At 51.2% G+C, this 3,010-nt stretch carries 1 protein-coding gene and 2 pseudogenes; 1 reads left to right on the top strand and 2 read right to left on the bottom strand.

What is annotated here, in order from left to right:
- Together ACWA6V_RS20040 and ACWA6V_RS20035 are read right to left on the bottom strand one after the other, a co-directional pair.
- Positions 1-336: pseudogene (locus tag ACWA6V_RS20040) on the bottom strand (GGDEF domain-containing response regulator); the annotation flags it as partial.
- A 331-nt stretch (positions 337-667) separates the two neighbouring features.
- Positions 668-2,518, bottom strand: coding sequence for a hypothetical protein (locus ACWA6V_RS20035; RefSeq protein ID WP_449524149.1), 1,851 nt, complete (start codon positions 2,516-2,518; stop codon positions 668-670).
- Between the two features lie 175 nt (positions 2,519-2,693).
- Here ACWA6V_RS20035 and ACWA6V_RS20030 point away from each other — a divergent pair.
- Positions 2,694-3,010: pseudogene (locus ACWA6V_RS20030) on the top strand (methyl-accepting chemotaxis protein); the annotation flags it as partial.

Raw genomic sequence — 3,010 nt, 5'->3', positions numbered from 1 at the left:
GAGATCGACGACATCGGCAGCGCCCATGCGCAGACCTTCAACTACGGCAAAAGGGCTGTCGTCTTCATCCACTTCATAGAGCAGGATTACCGGCACATCTTTGTTGAGGCGGCGGATTTGTTTGATCGCGGCTTGCGGGGTAGGCGCGGTGGTGTCGTTATTGCCAATCAGCAAATCCCAACTTTGTTCTTGCAGTAGCTTGACGAGGGCTTCCTCGCTTTCTACGTGTTGCGCGCGGCAGGGGTGGCCAGAGGCGTGCAGCATACTGATCAGGCGTTCGGCCTCTGAGCGCTGATTATTCAGAATCAGGAGTCGGATAGTATCGGTAGTGGTCATATATCTTCTATCTAGTCAGGCGATGGTCAGGGCTTCGCTCGTTTTTGACTATAGCGCGTTTTTTAGCGCACGAGTTCGTTTGAGTGCTTGTTGTATCGAACCCTGGGCTTTTTTGTGCCACTTTGCTTAGGGCTGGCTTACCAGTAAGTCCAAAAACTCTACCTTGTGTCGCCAATTGCTTGCCTTGGCGCGGGATGCTTATCGCAGAAGGTTCCTTGTTGGGGCTATATTACTGAATTCAGTGGGTCGCTCAACTTGTCATGCTATTTATGCGATCTGGTCGTGGCTTTTGTGGATTAGTTCGCAGTTGCCTGGGTAAAGTCTGGGCGTTTTATTCCCATACTGAATCGAAATCATCCTTGCTGGTCTTGGCTTCGGGCTTGGCTGTGACCAGCTCGCGAAAACCAAACTGGCTAAAAGCACCGGTAGCAAACAACCGCTGGGTCAGTTGGATGGATTTATCACCCTCATTACTGACGCCCGCCTGGCTTTGGGTGTAAAGACGCGCTTTGCTGTGTTCGTGAAAAGAAATTGCATTGGTAATTAAACTGGGCGGTTGGTTGACGGCGCGCAACTCGGGGATTTGCAGAGCGCGCAGATATTCAGCAAAGCCACCGGTTTTGTGAACGGCGGCCAAGCCTACCGGAATGGCGTGGGGGGCGATAATCTGGATACCCAATTGGGTCGCACCTTTAATTTGATGTGCCCAGCGCACCACGCCAATCGACCATTTATTGCGGCCATACTCGCGTAGGCCAAGCAGTTCTCCGGCGCGGACTTGCACCGGTATTTCATTGCGCCACTCCAATCCATAGCCACCGGGGCTGCGATCCATTAGCGGCACCGTGTAAATCGGGTGCTGCCCCTGATAATTCACCTTCTCCTGCGACTTGATACTCTTTTCAATATTAAAGGTTGGTAGTGCATACCCATCAAATGGAGTCCCGACAATATCAAAAGCGTCGCCCCAAGGATCGTCTTCTTTTTTCGCTTTGTCGTCTTTAAGCTGAACACCACGTTTTTGGTAGATAGCCCCTTTTTCGGGCGAACCCGCCACGGCACTGCTTTGGTTTAAAAACAGATTAAATGGCTGCTCACCGGCAAGATAAAAATGGATATTAGTAAGGCCAACGGTGACTTCAATTTCGGCACTGACATCTTGCCGCTCAAAACTGCGCAGTGCCAAATGGCTCCAGGCCTGTGCCAGGTGTTTAGTCAATGCTGCCGACAAATTGAGCTGGTTGCGCTGGCTGACACTGGCATCTACCCCTTCATTTCCTACCTTCTGCTGCTCCTGGAGTTTATTCACCAGGCGGCTGGTGCGTATTTCCAGCGGTGGCTCTGCACTTGGATTACTGGCCGGGCGCCAATGGGATTTATAAAACGGTGGGCGATTGCTATTGGGGAGCACAACAAACAGGTTTTCTTTGCCGGCGGGATTATAGGTGTCCAGTTCGGCGATAGGCGCCAGCAGCTCCAGCAGGTTATAGGTGCTGTCGATCTCTTCCTGGCGCAGTTGATTGGGTCGCGCCGTAGCCAGCAGGAGGATGCGCAGGTAAGCATTGTGGATCGTTTTCAATCCTTGGTGGTGGGGCAGTTTGTCTTCTACATGCAGTTGTTCCAACCCCAGAGTGCAAGCCAACTGATAAAGCGCATGCACTTCCTCCCAGACCTGGCTGGCCACCGGCAGATAAAGTTGATAAGAGCGCAACAGCAACAGCCCTAGCGCAGTTAGTGCGCGTTGAATGGCGAGTGCCTGCAGGCCTTGTAGGTCTTTTGAATCCCGCGCAACACAGAGTTCCTTCACCACTGAGAGATAACTGTTGAGGAAGTGTTTCTGGATCGCCTGGGCGACAGTGGCTGTTTTAAGTGCGGCTTCCGGTAGGATCAGAGGCTGGTTCAAATACTTGAGTGCCAAACCACTCAGTGTCTGGTGGACCGGGACGCGCAACAACTCGAGAATCGCAAGGCGGTTTTCACTGCTGGTTCGCAAACGGCTAATTTCATGGACAGCCGTATAAAGCTGGGCGCTGACCTGCTGCGCCTGCGTCAGCGGCAAACTTTGCAGCCAGAGTTTGACCTGCGCCTCTTTGCTACCGCCGCAAAAACCCAGCTGCGCCAAATCCTGTGTTGGCACTATGAGCTTTTTAAGTAGTTGTTCGATCTGTGGCTCGTTGGTCATGCAAATGCCATTCGTTAACTCGTTATAACTATGTATCTGAATATAGACGATTTTAGATCTTTTCGTCCGAATTACTGGCTGTTCAGATGATACCGATTACAATTGGTCAACATAACAATATGACATATATATCCACTGCTGAAATTTCTAATAATACTTAAGGGGAGACTCTCATATGAGTTCCATGTCGATGAGATACAAACTGATTCTGCTCGGGCTGCTGCCCGGTATTGCAATTTTGGCCGTGCTTTTGGCTTTGGTAAGCGTTCGCATGCAGAGTGTTGTCGATAAGGATATGGAGATACTGCGTGACACCCTACTCAACGCCCACAAAATCGAACTGCGCAATTCACTGGATATTGCCAGCTCGCTGATCAAGCCCCTCTACGATGCCGCGCCCAAGGGTGAGTCCGCCGAAAAAGACCAGGCCATCACCCTGTTGAAACAATTGAAATACGCCAAAGATGGCTACTATTTTGGCTACGATGCGAG

The sequence above is a fragment of the Cellvibrio sp. genome (assembly GCF_053579595.1).
The sequence above is the reverse complement of the archived record's forward strand: the minus strand, read 5'-3'. Positions and strand labels throughout refer to the sequence as shown.

What these genes read in the sequence shown, in the direction of transcription:
- ACWA6V_RS20035 (WP_449524149.1), bottom strand. Translation starts at nt 2,518, where the DNA reads ATGACCAACGAGCCACAGATCGAACAACTACTTAAAAAGCTCATAGTG.